Annotated in this window: 3 protein-coding genes and 1 pseudogene; all 4 read right to left on the bottom strand. The window is 73.0% G+C overall.

The window, feature by feature from the left end; genetic code table 11:
- A pseudogene (locus ACKVMH_RS13050) lies at nt 1–543 on the bottom strand (type II secretion system protein XpsN); the annotation flags it as partial.
- The gene (gene gspM, locus ACKVMH_RS13055) at nt 533–1,168 is read right to left on the bottom strand and encodes a type II secretion system protein GspM (protein WP_412700613.1); all 636 of its coding nucleotides are present in this window, start codon (nt 1,166–1,168) and stop codon (nt 533–535) included. The pseudogene ACKVMH_RS13050 and the gene gspM, both read right to left, overlap by 11 nt.
- Nucleotides 1,152–2,144 (bottom strand): PilN domain-containing protein, encoded by a 993-nt coding sequence (locus ACKVMH_RS13060; RefSeq protein ID WP_412700614.1) that lies wholly within the window; start codon nt 2,142–2,144, stop codon nt 1,152–1,154. The genes gspM and ACKVMH_RS13060 overlap by 17 nt, the downstream gene beginning before the upstream one ends.
- 286 nt (nt 2,145–2,430) lie before the next feature.
- Nucleotides 2,431–3,303, bottom strand: coding sequence for a type II secretion system minor pseudopilin (locus ACKVMH_RS13065; protein ID WP_412700615.1), 873 nt, complete (start codon nt 3,301–3,303; stop codon nt 2,431–2,433).
- Nucleotides 3,304–3,382: the final 79 nt, after the last annotated feature.

A 3,382-nucleotide genomic window follows, 5' to 3' on the forward strand; every position in this document is an offset into this window, starting at 1 on the left:
GTCGGTGGCCGGGCGGCCGATCTCGGTCGGCCGCGCGCCGCCCACCCCGTCGAACACCCGCAGACCGAGCGTGCGTTGGCCGTCCGGGCCCTCGAACACCGCGCTGCGCTCGCTCAGGCCGGTCAGGCGCCACGCCGGGTGGGACTCGGGCGCATCGCCCAACCGGACCCGCACGGACTCGCTGCCATCAGCGGGCTGGATGATCGCCAGCTTGAGTCGCGGGGTGATCAGCACGCTGGTCAGTTGGTAGTCGAACGCCGACGACTCCGCCGGCTCGCCCTGCCCCTGCAGGAAGAACGGCTGGGGCGTGCGGTCGGAGGAAAACAGCGGTCGATCGGCGATCTGCGCGTACTGGTCCGGCGGCCCCAGCCGCGGCGGTGGCGCGGGACGCACCGGCGGCAGCGGCTGCAGCAGCGTCGGATCGTCCGGCAAGGGCTCGACCCGGCCGCCCATGCCGGCCACGGCGAGCAACCACGCGACCAGGGCCCAGCCGGCGACGCCGGCGAGCAGCCAGGTGCGGGGACCGGCGTCGTCAATCCGCACGGGGCGCCTCCGGCGGGGCGAGGTAGCCCGACAGGTCGAAGGAAACATCGAGCCCGCCGTTGCCGGTCGGCTCGCCACGGCCCGGGCTGAAATACATGCGCTGGGCGAGGATGTTGAGGTTGCCGATGAACAACCGCGGCGCGCCGCTCTCCAGCGAGTGCAGCACCGACGCCAGCTCCGGCGTGCCGCAGCGCAGGCGCACCTGCACCACCACGCGGACGCGCGCCGCGCGGGTATCGGGAGCGAGGGGGGAACGGTTGGTGATCATGCAGCTGCGGTTGCCGGGGCTGGCCTGCACGACCACGGTTTCCAGGCGCTGGATCAGGCTGGCGGTGGCCAGCTCGGGATTGGACTCGGGCAAGAAGCCGGGCCGGCCTTCGAGTTCGGTGCGCAACTGCGCCAGGCGCCCACTCACCTGGGGCGCCTGCTGCAGTTGCATGCGCAGGCGCAGCTCGCGCTGCTGCAGCGAATCGATCCGGCTGTTGGCTTCCAGCATCGGCGCCGTCCACCACGGATGCACCAGCACCGCGTAGGCCAGCGCGAGCACCAGCAGGAGCAGGCCGAGCGCGAGCCAGCGGTCGCGTCGGGTAACGCGGACCTGCGGGCGATCAACGGGGCGCGGCATCGGCATCCTCCGTCGCCGCCGCGGCAGCCGGCGCGGTGGCCGGCCCCAGTTCGGCCACCAGGGTGAAACGGTCGCGGCCGCTGGCGGGGTCGGGCTGCAGTGCGCCGGCCAGCGCTGGCGAATGCCACAGTGGCGACCCCTGCAGCCGGCCGATCAGCGCTGCCGCGTCGTTGCTGAGGCCGATGAGCATCAGCCGCTGTTCGTCGATCGACAGTTTCTCGAGGTAGGTGCCGTCAGGCAGGCGGCGGGTGAGTTCGTCGATCACCTCGATCGCGGTCGGCTGCTCGGCACGCGCCCGGTCGAGGAAGGCCTGGCCCTCGATCAACCCGGCCAGTTGCTGGCGCTCGGCCGCCGCACGGCGACCGGCGACGGCATCGGCGGCGATGCGTTGCTCGAACGCCTCGGCGGCGTCGCGGCGGTTGTCGAGCAACTGCCAGAACAGCCCCAGCACCAGCAGCACCGCGGTGGCGGCCAGCGCCAGGTTCCACACGATCCACGGATCACGGTGGCGTCGGCGACGTTCGGCCGGCAGCAGGTTGACCCCGACTGGAACTCCGTCGGTGGCCGCAGCGTCGACGCCGGCCAGTTGGCCTGCCAGCGGGCCGAGGGCGGTCAGTTGCGGCTCGAGCACCTGCCGCGGCACCACCACGAGTTCGGCATCGAGCTGGCCGTCACCTTCGCGCCGGCCGACAACCCGGGCGTCGTACACGACCGCCTCGGCACTGAACGGCGTCTGCCGGTCGATCTCGAAACCGACCACGTCGCGCAGCCGGTCGGCGGCGGCGGCAGGCAGCGACAGGCGGCGGCGCAGCCCGTGCGCGGGCGACAGCAGCAGCCACCGCGGCAGCTCGGCCACCTGCGGTGCAAGCAGCCCGGCAAGCGGGTCCAATGTGGAAACGGAATCCTCGACAACCGGCAGCAGCGGCACCCGGCCCAGATCCTCGATGCCGTCGCCGCGCTGCAGTCGCAACTGCACCTCTTCCCCGTCGACCTNAATGTGGAAACGGAATCCTCGACAACCGGCAGCAGCGGCACCCGGCCCAGATCCTCGATGCCGTCGCCGCGCTGCAGTCGCAACTGCACCTCTTCCCCGTCGACCTGCAGCAGCAGCCGACCGCGGTCGAAGCCCAGCACACGGCGCCACCGGGTTGGCAGCCACGAAGCGAGCGCAGTGCCCCACCAGTGCAGGAAACCTCCCGCCCCGGGGCCCAAGCGCGCACCGATGTGGCCCAGGCGGCCGCCCGGACGAATCCCCAACCGGCTCATCGTGGTGAAGCTCCCTCCTCCCAATCCAGCACGGTATACGCCATCCCGGGTACGGCACCGCCGCCCGCGCGCACCACCGCCCTCAGCAGCGACTCGCGCCCATCGGCCAGCCGCGCAAGGCTCTCGATACTATACGTACCGCTCCGGTTTGCCCCGACCGTCGGCAACGCCGGGCCCGCGGGCCCGCCAGGCGGCGCTCCGCGCTGTTGCACCATCGCCGCGCCGTCCATGCCGATCGCCTCCAGCACCGGCGCCGAGGCGAACTCCGGCTGCGGTCGCGGCAACCCGCTGTGGACGGTCACGTGCGGGGCGACCAGCGCGTACAGCGCCGGCGTAAAGCCCAGCACCTGCTCCAGCTCGGCGATGCCCTCGAACTGCGCGTCCTTCGCACCGTACGGCCGGCCGGCCGACGCGTAGTCGGCGTCCTCGGCGCCACCGGCCGCCTGGGTCAGCGGGTCCGGATCGCGCCAGTCGATGATGGCCGCGGCCAGGCGCGCAGCCTCGGCCTGGTCGCTGCCGAGCGCGACCAGCAGGCCGCCGAGCACGGCGGCGTCGCTCTGGTTGAGGTCGAGTTTGCCGCTCTCGTCGACGATGCGGACCTCGATGTCGACACCGGTGTACCGCCACGGGTACGGCCGGCCATCCGGCGCCCACTGACGCTCGGGCTCGGTTGCGGCCAGCCGGGTCATCGCGTATTCCAGCCCGGCGCGTGCGGCGTTCTGCGCCGTCAGCCCGTGCACCAGCACCCGCCCCTGCAGGTGCTCGACCCGCGCCACCAGCGCGAATCCGCCGACCAGCGCGGTCAGCAGCACGACCAGCCACAGCACCAGCAGCAGCGCCGCGCCGCGGGACCGGCGGGTGGCGCTCACCGCAGCCCTCCCATGAACCCGTCCTCGGCCTGGCCGCCGGCCTGCGGCAGCGCCACCACCAGCGCCGGCCACGCGCGCT

The organism is Lysobacter zhanggongensis (assembly GCF_046638635.1).
Lineage (GTDB): Bacteria > Pseudomonadota > Gammaproteobacteria > Xanthomonadales > Xanthomonadaceae > Novilysobacter > Novilysobacter luteus.